Annotated in this window: 13 protein-coding genes, 1 tRNA gene and 1 pseudogene; 9 read left to right on the top strand and 6 right to left on the bottom strand. The window is 67.4% G+C overall.

What is annotated here, in order from left to right:
* Positions 1–137 precede the first annotated feature (137 nt).
* On the top strand, positions 138–1,976 hold the full coding sequence (locus tag ACNQVK_RS17505; RefSeq protein WP_418030512.1) for a S8 family peptidase: 1,839 nt from the start codon (positions 138–140) through the stop codon (positions 1,974–1,976).
* Positions 1,977–1,991: 15 nt separating this feature from the next.
* Positions 1,992–3,338 (top strand): serine-threonine protein kinase, encoded by a 1,347-nt coding sequence (locus tag ACNQVK_RS17510; RefSeq protein WP_418030513.1) that lies wholly within the window; start codon positions 1,992–1,994, stop codon positions 3,336–3,338.
* An 83-nt stretch (positions 3,339–3,421) separates the two neighbouring features.
* Here ACNQVK_RS17510 and ACNQVK_RS17515 read toward each other — a convergent pair.
* Positions 3,422–3,507 (bottom strand) — tRNA-Leu (locus ACNQVK_RS17515).
* An 88-nt stretch (positions 3,508–3,595) separates the two neighbouring features.
* Here ACNQVK_RS17515 and ACNQVK_RS17520 point away from each other — a divergent pair.
* Both ACNQVK_RS17520 and ACNQVK_RS17525 read left to right on the top strand, forming a co-directional pair.
* Positions 3,596–4,935, top strand: a pseudogene (locus tag ACNQVK_RS17520) (M20/M25/M40 family metallo-hydrolase).
* A 27-nt stretch (positions 4,936–4,962) separates the two neighbouring features.
* The gene (locus tag ACNQVK_RS17525) at positions 4,963–5,487 is read left to right on the top strand and encodes a YbhB/YbcL family Raf kinase inhibitor-like protein (RefSeq protein WP_409550565.1); all 525 of its coding nucleotides are present in this window, start codon (positions 4,963–4,965) and stop codon (positions 5,485–5,487) included.
* A 105-nt stretch (positions 5,488–5,592) separates the two neighbouring features.
* Here the strand turns inward: ACNQVK_RS17525 and ACNQVK_RS17530 are convergent, their stop codons facing one another.
* Genes ACNQVK_RS17530 through ACNQVK_RS17540 form a run of 3 tightly spaced genes read right to left on the bottom strand, consistent with a single transcriptional unit; the run spans position 5,593 to position 7,948 of the window.
* The gene (locus ACNQVK_RS17530) at positions 5,593–6,654 is read right to left on the bottom strand and encodes a quinone-dependent dihydroorotate dehydrogenase (protein ID WP_418034197.1); all 1,062 of its coding nucleotides are present in this window, start codon (positions 6,652–6,654) and stop codon (positions 5,593–5,595) included.
* Positions 6,654–6,923, bottom strand: coding sequence for a DUF5703 family protein (locus ACNQVK_RS17535; RefSeq protein WP_044523793.1), 270 nt, complete (start codon positions 6,921–6,923; stop codon positions 6,654–6,656). Before ACNQVK_RS17535 ends, ACNQVK_RS17530 begins: the two co-directional genes overlap by 1 nt.
* Complete coding sequence (locus ACNQVK_RS17540; RefSeq protein WP_418030514.1) at positions 6,920–7,948, bottom strand: YncE family protein; 1,029 nt, start codon at positions 7,946–7,948, stop codon at positions 6,920–6,922. Before ACNQVK_RS17540 ends, ACNQVK_RS17535 begins: the two co-directional genes overlap by 4 nt.
* Positions 7,949–8,071: 123 nt before the next feature.
* Between ACNQVK_RS17540 and ACNQVK_RS17545 the strand changes: the two genes are divergently transcribed.
* The 5 genes from ACNQVK_RS17545 to ACNQVK_RS17565 are packed head-to-tail and all read left to right on the top strand — an operon-like array spanning position 8,072 to position 11,423.
* Positions 8,072–8,383, top strand: coding sequence for a hypothetical protein (locus ACNQVK_RS17545; RefSeq protein ID WP_418030515.1), 312 nt, complete (start codon positions 8,072–8,074; stop codon positions 8,381–8,383).
* A gap of 55 nt (positions 8,384–8,438) precedes the next feature.
* Positions 8,439–9,269: an undecaprenyl-diphosphate phosphatase gene (locus ACNQVK_RS17550; RefSeq protein ID WP_418034198.1), complete on the top strand. Its 831-nt coding sequence runs from the start codon at positions 8,439–8,441 to the stop codon at positions 9,267–9,269.
* Positions 9,270–9,308: 39 nt separating this feature from the next.
* The gene (locus ACNQVK_RS17555; RefSeq protein WP_418030516.1) at positions 9,309–9,980 is read left to right on the top strand and encodes a histidine phosphatase family protein; all 672 of its coding nucleotides are present in this window, start codon (positions 9,309–9,311) and stop codon (positions 9,978–9,980) included.
* Between the two features lie 35 nt (positions 9,981–10,015).
* Complete coding sequence (locus ACNQVK_RS17560; RefSeq protein ID WP_090431153.1) at positions 10,016–10,603, top strand: DUF3090 domain-containing protein; 588 nt, start codon at positions 10,016–10,018, stop codon at positions 10,601–10,603.
* Positions 10,587–11,423 (top strand): SCO1664 family protein, encoded by an 837-nt coding sequence (locus ACNQVK_RS17565; protein ID WP_418030517.1) that lies wholly within the window; start codon positions 10,587–10,589, stop codon positions 11,421–11,423. Before ACNQVK_RS17560 ends, ACNQVK_RS17565 begins: the two co-directional genes overlap by 17 nt.
* A gap of 31 nt (positions 11,424–11,454) precedes the next feature.
* Here ACNQVK_RS17565 and ACNQVK_RS17570 read toward each other — a convergent pair whose 3' ends face one another.
* Both ACNQVK_RS17570 and ACNQVK_RS17575 read right to left on the bottom strand, forming a co-directional pair.
* Entirely contained in the window at positions 11,455–12,129 is a 675-nt protein-coding gene (locus tag ACNQVK_RS17570; protein ID WP_418030518.1) for a DUF6891 domain-containing protein, read from the bottom strand.
* Between the two features lie 58 nt (positions 12,130–12,187).
* Positions 12,188–13,219, bottom strand: coding sequence for an alpha/beta fold hydrolase (locus tag ACNQVK_RS17575; RefSeq protein ID WP_418030519.1), 1,032 nt, complete (start codon positions 13,217–13,219; stop codon positions 12,188–12,190).
* Positions 13,220–13,280: the final 61 nt, after the last annotated feature.

Below are 13,280 nucleotides of genomic sequence, written 5' to 3' on the forward strand. Positions count from 1 at the left end.
GTAGTGGGCTACTCGATCCGGCGTCGCTGATCCGTGTGCGTTTCGAGTAGTCGAATACGCGTGTACGTGCGGCCCGCCTGAGCGACGATCAATCGACGCAGGAAAACCTGGGGTGGCGGATCAGGCCGAGGAGCGCGGTGAGTTCAACTGGGGAAGTCTGGGCAGATCGGGTACTGGTTGCGTTGGGGGATCTGGAGAAGTCACCGAAACCCGTGGACCTGACGTTGTTGACCGAGACCGTCGCCGCCAAGTTCGCGTCGCAGTTCGACGAACGCGACCGGCAGTACCAGAACGACAACCCGTACTGGCACAACCGTGTTCGGGATGCCGTCGCATCGCTGCGCAGGCGGAAGCTGGTCGCCCCGAAGGCGGCCAGGAGCAACGCGGTGCAGTTGACCGAGGCGGGCGGCGACGCCGTCGCGGGTGCCCGAGACCGGACCGAGGCCCTGCCCCCGCCGGCGGTGCGGAGTGCGGCTCCTTCGCACGAGCCCACCCTGGCCCCGGAGGTCGGGACTACCGAACCGCCCAAGCGAGATCCGGTCCTCGCCGGTGTCGTCACACCGCCGCTGCGCACCGCGATGGCGGAGGAGAGCAACGACACTCCGATACCGATCATGATCGAGCTCAACTTGACCTTCCAGCCGTCGGTGGCTGCCGCGATCGAACGGGTGGAGGGACTGTGGACACTGGTCCGTGCGGCGGGCACCCCGGTGCCGTTGGCCGATCAGTTCATGGCCGGGGATCTCACACCCGACCAGATCAAGTCGATCGTGTCCGCCGATGCCGTCCCGCAGGCGTGGTCGCAGCGCGCGATCTACCGGATCTGGCCGGACTTCGAGGTGCACCCGCAGATCGATGCCTCCTCGACCACCATCAAAGCCATCGCCGCCCAGCGGTCGTTCGACAGCTTCGGTGAGGGAATCGTCTGGGCTGTGGTGGATTCCGGTATCGACGAGAAGCACGCGCACTTCGACGCCTACCAGAACCTGCGCGATCCGTCGGTGGCCGATCTGCACCACGACTTCACCGGAGGCAACGCCCCGCTGACCGACACCGACGGACACGGCACGCACGTGGCCGGGATCATCGCCGGTGGCTTGGTGGACCGTAAGCCCGAGGACATCGTGGTGGTCGAGAAGCGGCTCAACGATCCCGAGTTCGGCGGTGATCCGATCACCGCGCCGCGCACGGTGGCGGACCCGTCGCGGTTGGCGGGTATGGCGCCGAAGGCCAAGTTGGTGAGCCTCAAGGTACTCGGGCCGGGGGACGAGACATCCCGGGTGAGCCGGGTGATGCAGGCCCTGGCCTACGTCCGGAAACTGAACGCCGGCAGCGAGCGGGTGCCCCGGATACATGGCGTGAACCTCAGCCTGGGCTACGAATTCGACGCAGAGTGGTATGCCTGCGGGCAGAGCCCGATGTGTATCGAGGTCGACAAGACCGTGCGCTCGGGTGTGGTGGTGGTCGTGGCCGCGGGCAATTCCGGTTACGTGTCACTGAATACGGCGTTCAGCAAGGACTCGGTGAAGTTCACCGCCGACATGACGATCAACGACCCGGGTAATACCGAGAGCGCGATCACCGTGGGTTCGACACACCGGAGTTCGCCGCACACCTTCGGCGTCTCCTACTTCTCCTCGCGCGGACCCACCGGCGACGGGCGCCGCAAGCCCGACCTGGTCGCGCCCGGTGAACGCATCACCTCGGCGGCGGCGGGCAGCCGCCGGGAAAAGGTCACCAACCAGATCGAGCTGGCCGATGACGTGCCCGTGTACGTCGAGGAAAGCGGTACCAGCATGGCCGCGCCGCACGTGTCCGGCGCGATCGCGGCGTTCCTGTCGGTGCAGCGCGAGTTCGTCAGCGAACCCGAGGCCATCAAACGCATCTTCGTCGAATCGGCGACCTCGCTGAATCGGGACCCGGCATTCCAGGGCAGCGGTCTGCTGGATCTCATGCGTGCTCTGCAATCCGTCTGACCTGAAAGGAATCCGATGACCAACGATGTGGCGGACCGGATCTGGCGCCTGGTGTTCGATGCCGAGGGCGATCCCGATCCGGCTGTGCTGGCCGATCTCAAGAGCCGGATCGGCGCCGCGGGGCTGACCGATCTGATCATCTTCTCTCACGGTTGGAACAACGACGAGGCGGCTGCGACGTCGTTGTACGACCGGTGGTTCGAGATATTGGCACCGCAACTGGACCCGGCTCGCACGGTCGGCTTCGTCGGGCTGCGGTGGCCGTCTCAGCTCTGGCGCGACGAGCCGATCCCGGATTTCGGCGAACCGGCGGCACACGACGGCGGGGGCGCGGCCGCGCTGGGCGACGAGGTGGTGGAGGTGCCCGCAGGTCCGGCGACCATCGACCCGGCCCAGCTCGCCGAGCTCAAGGAGTTGTTTCCCGACGGCAAGGAGCAGTTGGACGCCATCGCCGCTCTGCTGGCCGCCCCGCCGAGCACCGAACGCGTCCCGGAATTGCTCGATGCGCTACGTCAGTTCAGCGCCGCCACCCAGACCGGTTTCAACGACGGTGAGGTTGCCGCCCCGGACGCCGGGCCCGGGATGCTTGAGGCGGATCAGGATCCGGAGAAGCTGTTCACCACCTTCGCCGATGAATTGGCCTCGGCCGGTGTGGAATTCGACGACGAAGGCGGGGGAGCGGCCGGCCTGGGCGATTTCGTGGGGCGGCTGTGGCACGGCGCCAAGGAGGCACTGCGCCAGCTCAGCTACTGGAAGATGAAGAACCGCGCCGGCGTGGTGGGGCGCAAGGGGCTGGGCCCCGTCATCGATCAGTTGCACGCTGAATTCCCCGACCTGCGGATCCATCTGGTCGGACACAGCTTCGGGGCCAGGGTGGTGTCCTACGCCCTTGCCGGGATGAGCGATGTCCAGCCGTCACCGGTCAAGGCGGTGACCCTGTTGCAGGGCGCGTACTCCCGGTTCAGCTTCACCGAACGCTTGCCGTTCCGGAAGGGCTCAGGTGAGCTGACGGGACTGCTCAACCGCATCGACGGCCCGCTGACGGTCTGTTTCTCCAGCCATGACCGGGCACTGGGGACGTTCTATCCGCTGGCCTCGGCCGCGGCGGGCGAAGATGCGGCCGCCGCCGAGGACCCGTTGTTCCGCTGGCGGGCCATGGGCTCACACGGGGCATACCAGTCACAAACCCAGAGCCTGGGTGCCAAGGGGACGAGCTACCCGTTCCAGCCCGGTCAGATCCTGAACCTGAATTCGTCGGAAGTGGTGATCGAGGACAAGAGCCCCTCAGGGGCGCACAGCGACATCTTCCACGAGGAATTGACCTGGGTTGCCGCCGCTGCCGGGAAATTGAACCCGGCTTGATCGTGATCGCGGCTTCACCGCTCAACACACTCCATCGGCCCGGAAATGAACGTGAACGTTCATTTCCGCTCGCCTTGGTTTTGTGTCCGAGGGGGGACTTGAACCCCCACGCCCGTTAATAGGGCACTAGCACCTCAAGCTAGCGCGTCTGCCATTCCGCCACTCGGACCTGCCAGCCACTCAGGCTGGGCGCTTAAGGCTAACGGATTGGGTGCCCCAGACCCAAACCGGCGTCCCGGAGCGAATCGGTGGTACCAATGGACCTTGTGACTGCCCCCGCCTCCAGCGCCGACGAGGTGGTCGATCTCGTCAGCGCGCTCATCCGATTCGACACCTCCAACACCGGCGATCCGGCGACCACCAAGCCTGAGGCGGACTGTGCGGAATGGGTCGCCGACCGGCTCCGTGAGGTCGGCTACACGACTGAGTACGTGGAGGCCGGCGCCCCGGGCCGCGGCAATGTCTTCGCCCGGCTGCCCGGCGCCGACCGGTCCCGTGGCGCGTTGATGATTCACGGGCACCTCGATGTCGTCCCCGCCGAGCCCGCGGACTGGAGCGTTCACCCGTTCTCCGGTGCGATCAAGGACGGCTATGTCTGGGGTCGCGGCGCGGTCGACATGAAGGACATGTGCGGCATGATGATCGCCGTCGCACGTCACCTCAAGCGCAACAACATCACACCGCCCAGGGACCTGGTCTTCGCCTTCGTCTCCGACGAGGAGCACGGCGGCACCTACGGCTGCCAGTGGCTTGTCGACAATCGCCCCGACCTGTTCGACGGCGTCACCGAGGCTATCGGCGAGGTCGGTGGCTTCTCGCTGACCGTACCTACGAAGGACGGCGGCGAGAAGCGCCTGTATCTCATCGAGACTGCCGAGAAGGGCCTGTCCTGGATGCGGTTGACGGCGCGGGGCCGTGGCACGGCTCGATGGTGCACGACGACAACGCCGTCACCGAGATCGCCGACGCCGTCGCGAAGCTGGGCAGGCATCAGTTCCCGCTGGTACTCACCGAGTCGGTAGAGCAGTTCCTGACCGCGGTCTCGGAAGAGACCGGCTACGACCTCGACCCGAACTCGCCGGATCTGGAAGGCTCCATCGCCAAGCTGGGAGGCATCGCGCGCATCGTCGGCGCGACCCTGCGCGACACCGCCAACCCCACCATGCTCAAGGCCGGCTACAAGGCCAACGTCATCCCGGCCACGGCCGAGGCCATGGTCGACTGCCGCGTCCTGCCGGGCCGCAAGGAGGCCTTCGAGCGCGAGCTCGATGCGCTGCTCGGGCCCAACATCACGCGCACCTGGGAGCGCGACCTGCCCAGCGTGGAAACCACGTTCGACGGCGATCTGGTGGACGCGATGAACGCCGCGATCCTGGCCGTCGACCCCGACGCCCGAACCGTGCCCTACATGATGTCGGGCGGCACGGACGCGAAAGCGTTTGTCCGCTTGGGGATTCGGTGCTTCGGGTTCGCACCGCTGCGCCTGCCCCCGGAGCTGGACTTCGCGGCGCTGTTCCACGGCGTCGATGAGCGGGTCCCGGTGGACGCGCTGCAGTTCGGGGCGGGCGTTCTGGAACACTTTCTGCGGAACTGCTGACCGCACGAGTCACGACGAGAGGGAACCATGAGCACATCTCCGTACGACAGCCTGCCGAAGCTGCCGACGTTCACCTTGACCTCCGAATCGGTCACCGACGGGCAGCCGCTGGCCAACGATCAGGTCAGCGGGATCATGGGAGCCGGCGGTTCGGACACCTCGCCGCAGCTGAGCTGGTCGGGATTCCCGGCCGAGACCAAGAGTTTCGCCGTCACGGTGTACGACCCGGACGCGCCGACCGCGTCGGGCTTCTGGCACTGGGCGGTCGCAGACCTGCCCGCCACGGTGACCGAGCTGCCCGCCGGCGCAGGCGACGGCGGCGAGCTGCCCGGTGGGGCCGTGACGCTGACCAACGACGCGAGCCTCAAGCGCTTCCTCGGTGCAGCCCCGCCGGCCGGCCACGGCCCGCATCGCTACTACATCGCGGTGCACGCCCTGCCGGTGGAGTCACTGGAGCTGCCAGAGGGCGCCACCCCTGCCTACCTGGGCTTCAACCTGTTCGGTCAGGCCATCGCTCGCGCCGTCATCCACGGCACCTACGAGCAGAAGTAACTCCCCAGCACCCCGCCTCACCGCGCGAGCGACCGTGTCTGTACGCGACACGCCGCGAAATTGCGTACCTACGCGGTCGCTCGCGCAGAGGTTGGTGTGCTCAGGTCAGCGGGCAGCTGAACCCACCGCGTCGCTCAGCGACGCGAACCCGCCGGCGTGCAGCCGCTGGGCGATGCCGTCGTGGATCTCTTTGGCCCACGTTCCGCCGCTGTAGATGAACCCCGTGTAGCCCTGCAACAGGGTGGCTCCGGCGGTGATCCGCTCCCACGCGTCGTCTGCGGTTTCGATGCCTCCGGCGCTGATCAGCACGAGCTTGTCGCCCACGCGGGAGTACAACTGCCGCAGCACCTGCAGGGACCGGTGCGCCACCGGGCGCCCCGAGATCCCGCCGGTGCCAAGGTCGGCGACACCGGGTGTGGCCAGCCCCTCCCGGGACACCGTGGTATTGGTGGCCACGATCCCGGCCAACCCCAATTCGACTGCCAGGTCGGCGATTTCGTCGATATCACTGTCGGAGAGATCGGGGGCGATCTTGACCAGCACGGGTTTGTCGGTCTCGGCCTTGACCGCGGCCAGGATCGGCCGCAGTGATTCCACGGCCTGTAGGTCCCGTAGACCTGGAGTGTTGGGGGAGCTGACGTTGACGACGACGTAGGCGGCCAGCGCGCTCACCAGCCGGGTGCTCTCGGCGTAGTCGGCCACCGCGTCCTCGGGCGGGGTCAGCTTGGTCTTGCCGATGTTGACCCCGATCGGTACGTCAGGGGTGTGCCGGGCCAGCCGGATCGCCAGCGCCCCCGCGCCCTCGTTGTTGAAGCCCATCCGGTTGAGCAGCGCATGGTCCTCGGGCAGCCGGAACAGCCGGGGCTCGGGATTCCCCGGCTGCGGTTGCGCGGTGACAGTGCCGACTTCGGCATATCCGAAGCCCAGCGCGCCCCAGGTCTCCAGGCCGCGACCGTCCTTGTCGAAACCGGCAGCCAGGCCCATGGGGCCGGGGAACCGGACCCCGAACACCGTGCTGGCCAGGACCGGATCGGTGGGCGCCAGCCGTCGCGCCAGCGCCCGGCGCAGGACCGCGGGACCGGTGACGGTGCGCAGAAGGGCGAACACCCACAGGTGAATTCGTTCCGGGGGCACCAGGAACAGCGCCCGCCGCAGAGCCGCATAGATCACAGCGAAGGCGCCTGGGGTGTGCCGGGCATGGATGACGCGGACTTCTTGCGGCGCAACAGCACCCGTCGGCTCCCATCTGTGTAGGCCCGCACCCGGGTGAGTTCCCAGCCGCGGTACTCGGCCTCGATCGACAAGCGGATCGAGGCGCTGATCCTGGTGACATCCGGCGGTAGCCGCAGCGGTATCCAGTCGTATTCCTCGGAGAGATCCTCGGCGACGACCTTGTCCCATCCGGGAGGCATGCGGCCCTGCTGGATGGTGGTCATCGGCGGCCCGACGCGGTGCGGATCACCTGCACACCGGCTCCCGAGCCCGACACCACGTAGAGGGTGTCGGTCTTGTCGTCGTAGGCCAGGGAGTTCGGTTGCTGCACGGTTCGATAACGCACCTTTTCCACCGGTATGCCGGTGGAGAGATCGTAACCAATCACGGTGTTGGCCGCGGTCTGCGACACCCAGGCCAACCCGGCGGATCCCGCCAGGCCGTAGGGGGCGGCGGGCACCGGGTAGCGCTGGCGCATGATCAACGGGTCCGCACCGAACACCAGTAGCTCGCCGCCGCGGGTGTCGGCGACCAGTACCCGGCCCCGGGTGTCGGCAGCCATGGTGGTGGCGCCTTCGCCGGCCCGCAGGGCCTGTGCGGCTTTCGTGCCACTGGGGTTGACGGCCGTCACCGAGGTTTGCCCGCGATCCAGAACCACGGCGGTATTTCCCTGTGTGACAAGAGAATCCACGCGGGCGAAGATCTTGAGCCGGGCGGCCACGGCGTGGTCACCGGCCATTGTGTACACCGCTCCGTCGGCGCTGCCCAGCACCGGGTTGCCGTCGGCGCGCCGCGCGATCGCGGTGAACTCAACGCCCTGGGCGCCGTCCACCTCGATTTTGCTGGCCTTGGCCTCGGCGATGCTCACGCGGAAGTATCCGCCGAGCGTGGCGGCCAGGATGTCACCGCGGCCGTCGACGCTCAACGAGGTGGCCGCCGGGGTCAGGTGCACCTCCCGTGCGGGCCGGCTGCCGGTCAGCAGGCTGAGGGTCGAGAGCCCGTCGGACCCGGGTGTCAGGACGGCCAGGGTGCCGGTTGCTGGGTCGAAGACCGCAGTCTCGGCGTGCCCGGGCAGTTGCCGGATCTCGCCGTCCGGGGCAGCCGCGACTGGGGGTGAAACAGCGGCCTGAGCGGGCTCGATGGTGGGTGGCGGGGCATCGGCGGGGTTGGACGTGCAGCCCGCGGTGAGCAGCAGGGCCAGCGCGATGAGGCCGGCGCGAACTGGCTGACCTGCGAGAATTGGGCGCAACGGATGGCTCTCGATCGGGAACGGATGGTCGGTGAGGTGCAGGAATCCAGTCTAGGCATGGCCATCGGCCGGAATTGGTCGCGTCTGCAACCACCGCGGCATAAGTGGAGGTATGGTTCGATCATGACCCTCGCAGCAGACCGGGAACTGTGTAACCGAGAGTTTGCTATGGAGGATATTTCCACTGGTGTACACGCCAGTGGGTTTGGCCAAGTTGGCGACGGCCGGAGTTTTTCGTTCCATATCGAGCGTCAGCAGCTGATGATCGAGGTCTACCGTCCCCGGCTGTCCGGCCCGGTGCCCGTCGAGGACGATGTGGTGGCCGTGGCCACCCGCAAACTGACCGACATCGACCTGACTGACGAACGCAGTCTGTCGGCAACGGTCCGTGACGCGGTCGCCGGCGCGCAGCCGGTTTCGCGCACCAGTCGCTGACGCATCGCAGCCAGGTCGTCACGGTACGGTCGTCGTCGTGACTGACGTCGGTGCCATGTCCTGGCTGCAAGTGGTTGTGTTGTCGATTGTCCAGGGGCTCACCGAGTTTCTGCCGGTCTCGTCCTCGGGGCACCTCGCGATCACCTCGCGGGTGTTCTTCGATGACGACGCCGGCGCCTCGTTCACAGCGGTCACCCAGCTGGGGACCGAACTCGCGGTGCTGGTCTACTTCGCCCGCGATATCGGCCGCATCATCAAGGCCTGGTTCAGCGGGTTGTTCAACGCGACGCATCGATCCGCCGACTACTGGCTGGGCTGGTGGGTGATCATCGGCAGCATCCCGATCGGTGTGTTCGGGCTGCTGTTCAAGGACGAAATCCGTACCGGCGCACGCAATCTGTGGCTGGTGGCCTCGGCGCTGATCGTGTTCTCGGCGGTGATCGCCGCGGCCGAGTACTACGGCAGGCAGACTCGCCGCGTCGAGCAGCTGACCTGGCGCGACAGCATCATCGTCGGCCTGGCCCAGTGTCTGGCCCTGGTACCCGGGGTCTCCCGCTCCGGCGCAACTATCAGCGCGGGCCTGTTCCTGGGCATGGAGCGCGAGCTGGCCGCCCGGTTCGGTTTCCTGCTGGCGATCCCGGCCGTGTTCGCCTCGGGCATCTTCTCCCTGCCCGATGCCTTCCACCCGGTCGGGGAGGGGATGAGCGCCAGCGGAGCCCAACTGCTGGTAGCCACCGTGATCGCGTTCGTCGTAGGCTTCGCGGCCATCGCCTGGTTCCTGAAATTCCTGGTGTCGCACAGCATGTACTGGTTCGTCGGTTACCGGGTGGTGCTGGGCGCGGTGGTGCTGGCGCTACTGGGTACCGGCGTGGTTGCCGCGCAATGATCGAGGCCAGAGGAGAGGGCTCGCAATGAGGACTGACAAATGACGGTGATCCTGCTCCGGCACGGCCGATCGACATCGAACACCGCGCATACGCTGGCCGGCCGCAGCGAGGGCGTCGACCTCGACGAGCGCGGTGCCGAACAGGCCGCCGGCCTGGTCGCGCGCATCGGCGAGCTGCCGGTGACCGCGATCGTGCACTCGCCGCTGCTGCGCTGCGTGCGCACGGTGGCGCCGTTGGCCGAGGCGCTCGCGCTGCAGCCGATCGTCGACGACCGGCTCACCGAGGTCGATTACGGCAGCTGGACCGGCCGTGCCATCGGCGAGCTGGTCAAGGAGCCGCTGTGGGCCGTGGTGCAGCAACAGCCCAGCGCGGCGGTGTTTCCCGAGGGTGAGGGCCTGGCCCAGGTCCAGGCCCGCGCGGTCGCCGCGGTGCGGGAGCGTGACCGCGCACTGGCCGACGAACATGGCGCCGACGTGTTGTGGGTGGCCTGTACACACGGAGACGTGATCAAGGCGGTGCTGGCCGATGCACTGGGCGTGCATCTGGACGGGTTTCAGCGGATCACCGCCGACCCGGCGTCGATGAGCGTCATCCGCTACACCGACCTCCGCCCATTCGTGATGCATATCAACCACACCGGTGCGCAGTTGAGCGCTGGGCTGGCGGCCAAACCCGCCACCGACGCTGTGGTGGGTGGGTCCACCAACTGACCCGCGGTACCGCTACCGGTATTTTGGAAGGTGCCATGGCCCGCGCAATTCATGTTTTCCGCACTCCCGACCGTTTTGTGGCCGGGACCGTCGGCCAACCCGGCAACAGGACGTTTTACCTGCAGGCTGTCCACGACAAACGGGTGATCTCGGTGATCCTGGAAAAGCAGCAGGTCGCAGTGCTGGCCGAGCGCATCGCTGCCCTGTTGACCGAGATCAACCGCCGATTCGGCACGCCGATCCCGCCGGACACCGGTGAGGTGAATGATCTGCTGCCCCTGGTAACCCCGGTCGACGCCGAGTTCCGCGTCGGGACGATGGGACTGGGCTGGGATTCGGAGGCGCAGACCGTCGTGGTGGAGCTGCTCGCGGTCTCCGAAGGCGAGTTCGACGCCTCGGTGGTCCTCGACGACGCCGAGGAAGGGCCCGACGCCGTGCGGGTGTTCCTGACCCCGGAGTCGGCCCGGGAGTTCGCCACCCGGTCCAACCGGGTGATCTCGGCCGGACGCCCGCCATGCCCGCTGTGCGACGAGCCGCTGGACCCCGACGGTCACATCTGCGTGCGTACCAACGGTTATCGCCGCGGTGAGGTGGCCGGGTCCGAAGATGACACAGAATCCTGACGGGACTCCGGCCCGGCCCAGAACCGATGGCGAGGTCCTGGCCGACGGTGAACTGACGGTGATCGGCCGGATCCGGTCGGCCAGCAACGCCACCTTCCTGTGTGAGGCCACCTCCGGCGAGCGGCAGGTCCATTGCGTGTACAAGCCGATCCGGGGCGAGGCGCCGCTATGGGACTTCCCCGACGGAACATTGGCCGGCCGCGAGTTGAGCGCCTATCTGGTATCGACCGCATTGGGCTGGAATATCGTGCCGCGCACCATTATTCGTGACGGGCCTGCCGGTCCGGGCATGCTGCAGCTGTGGGTGGATCAGCCCGGCGACCAGGTCGGGGATGAACCCGATTCCGGCCCCGATCTGGTGGACCTGCTGCCTGCCGGGCACCTGCCGCCCGGATTCCTGCCGATCCTGCAGGCCTACGACTACGCCGGTGACGAGGTGACGCTGGTGCACGCCGACGATCCCCGGTTGTTCCGGATGGCGGCGTTCGACGTGCTGATCAACAACGCCGACCGCAAGGGTGGGCACATCCTGGCCGGCCTGGACGGGGCCGTGTACGGCGTCGACCACGGGGTGAGCCTGCATGTCGAGGACAAGCTGCGGACCGTGTTGTGGGGCTGGGCCGGCAAGCCCGTCGACGACGAAACCCTGGCTGATGTCGCGGCGCTGCGCGACGGGTTCGGCGACCTGGCCGAGCAGCTGTGTGCGCACATCACCGAAGTCGAGATCGCCGCGTTGAGGTCCAGAATTGCTGGGCTACTGAGCAATCCGGTGATGCCGACGCCAGATCGGCACCGGCCGATCCCGTGGCCGGCCTTCTAGCCGGCGCGCCCGAGGACCTCGAACGGATCTCCTACTGCGGCAGGGGTTTTCGCCATTGGGAAACGCCGAGTTCGATGCGGCTGCGATGTGATCCCGACCATGAGGTGTCCAGGCCGTAGTGGTTGGCCAGCACCACGATTCGTTCGCCGACCAAGGTATCGGTGCGCTCGGTGATCTCGGCGACTGCCGCCTCGTCGCCGGACGAGGCCGCGTTCACCAGCGAGTCCGGCAACGCCGGGTGGGGCCGAAATGAACTGAAACCCAGGTACAGCGTCGGTTCGGTGTCGCCCAGCCGCAGCGCGTCCTGCTCGTGAAAATACGTGTAGGCCCACTCCCGGTATCGGTACCAGTCATCAGGGTTCGGGTTGGGGGAGCGCTCGTCGTCGATGTCGTGGGTCGCGCAGGTGGTGCAGCAGGAGAAGCACATCCGCGCCAGGATGCCCTCGGATTCGAGCTGGGCGAAGGTGTACTGCAACCGGCCGTAGTCGCCGGTGTCGGCCCACGCTGTCTGCTCTTGCAGCCGCTGCCGCCACAGGTCGGTGACCAGCTCGGTTGCCTCGTCGGGATCGACCACCCCGGAGTCGTCGATCCATTCATGGGCCACGTCGAGGATCTCGTCGTAGCCCCAGAACCCGGCGACCAGATGAGAGCGGATGAACGCACTGAGCTCGTCGCGATCACCGGTTTGCCAGTCGAGGCTGCGCATGGACCGACCCTAGCGCCGCAACCGACCCCGCCAGTGCACCAATTGGGGCCGGCGCGGATTACCGCGTCGGGGTGGGATTCTGCGCGCGTACCTGCGACACCACTGCGCGGATCGCATCGACGACCGCGTCGGGTCTCTCCAGCTGAATGACGTGGCTGGAATCGTCGAGCTTGCGATGCGTGCTCCGGGTTGACCAGCCCGCCTCTTCCACCTGCATGTCCCACCAGGCCTGTTGCATTCGCTCGAACTGGTCACGAGTCATGCCGGTGCCCGCCCGCTCGGATTCGCTGTATGCGCTCCAGGGCTTGCCCCGGGAGAGGACGGCCAGTGGCCGGTCGCCCAGGTCGCGGAAGGTCCCCGCCTCCCGCAGCGTGGCCTCCATCGCGTCGGCCTCGTCGAATGAGGCGGCCAGCGAGACGGGCTGGTAGGCGCCGATCGCGGCCACGACATCAGGCGGCAGTTCTGGCACGGTCGGCTCGGGAATGAGCAGCCGCGGCAAGCCGGTCCACGCCAGGTACCGCAGAACTTTGAACACCGCGGGGATGCCGTCTTCCGGGCGTCCGGTCGCGGCCGCCAGCCGGCCGGTCTGATCGGGGTGGGCAGCATCGACGAAGACCAGGCCGGCTACTTCGCTCCCGTGGTACTTGGTGAAGATCATGGTGAGCGGCCCGCCGAGCGATGCCCCGACCATGACGTAGGGCGACGATTCGTTTGCTGTCCGCAGCGCCTGCTGAAGATCGGCGACAACCGCGACAGGGTCACGTGGCCCAGCACCCGCCGGCTCACTCCACATGAGTCCGGCGCGATCGTACGAACACACCCGGGTGAAGGCGGCCACTTGCTCATGCACCGGGAACCACAGCGCGGAACCGCTCGTGTCGGCACCGGATTCGAGCACCACCGTCGGCGAGCCATGGCCGCGACAGTCGAGATGAACGGAGCGGCCGCCGATATCGATCATCCTGCCCGGCGCCGGAAACTCCGCGGCGGCGCGGTTTCGTTCGATCTGTTCCCACGCCGCGCCCGAGCCGATCGCCACGATCATCGTCGCCAGGGCGCACAGCAGGATGACTTTGACCGGTCTCCTCACGCTGCCAAGTTACTGGTGCGCCGGCACGACCCGGGCCCCGATCCGACACCGGTATTGCGTG

Source organism: Mycobacterium sp. 134 (genome assembly GCF_048282715.1).
Classification (GTDB): Bacteria; Actinomycetota; Actinomycetes; order Mycobacteriales; family Mycobacteriaceae; genus Mycobacterium; species Mycobacterium septicum.